This is a genomic window from Sphingomonas sp. CFBP 13706 (assembly GCF_014842355.1).
GTDB classification, from domain to species: domain Bacteria; phylum Pseudomonadota; class Alphaproteobacteria; order Sphingomonadales; family Sphingomonadaceae; genus Sphingomonas; species Sphingomonas aerolata.
The window spans coordinates 1-642 of the sequence record NZ_JACYVM010000071.1; the positions used below are offsets into that span (position 1 = coordinate 1).

At 64.2% G+C, this 642-nt stretch carries 1 protein-coding gene; it reads right to left on the reverse strand.

Annotated features, from left to right (window positions below; all coding sequences use genetic code 11):
* Nucleotides 1-73: 73 nt before the first annotated feature.
* Nucleotides 74-642, reverse strand: a 569-nt coding sequence (locus IFS44_RS21695) for a transposase (protein ID WP_192100223.1), incomplete at its 5' end; no start/stop codon positions are given.

The following is a 642-nucleotide window of genomic DNA, read 5'->3' on the forward strand; positions in this document are numbered from 1 at the left end:
CGATTGTGTTGAAGAAGTCGGCCTCGGCGCCGGCTGGCACCGGCTTAAAATCAAGGCAAGCCTACCTGCCTCCTCAGGCGGGTGCCATCTGCGCCGGCATCGGAACGAGCTTGGCCATCTTGCGGAGGTTCTGGGCGGTGGCGGCGAGTAGGAACTCGTCCTTGGCGCCGTTTGGACCCCGCAGGCGCAAGCGGTCCAGCTTCAGGATGCGTTTGAGGTGCGCGAACAGCATTTCTACTTTCTTGCGCTGTCGACGAGACGTCACATAGGCGTCCGTAGTGGCGATATCGCGGGCCAGATCGCGGGCGCCCTCATGGACGGAGCGCAGAATCTTCCGGTGCGGCCCATTCGGGCAACACCGCGGCCGCAGGTCGCAGGCGTCGCATGCGGCCTTGCGAGTGCGGTATCTGTAAAGTCCATCGACTGGCGGCTGCTCCTTTGCGGCGCGGCCCTCATGCCAGTAACGCCGCAGCTCTTCTCCCGCCGGGCAGGTGTAGACATCGCGCTCGATGTCATAGCTGAAGTCGGCGCGCTCGAACGTGCCGTCACGGCGGACCGACTTATCGAACACAGGGATGTGAGGCTGGATGTCGCGCTCGTGGACGAGCCACGCCAGCATCTCGGCCGAGCCATAACCGGTGT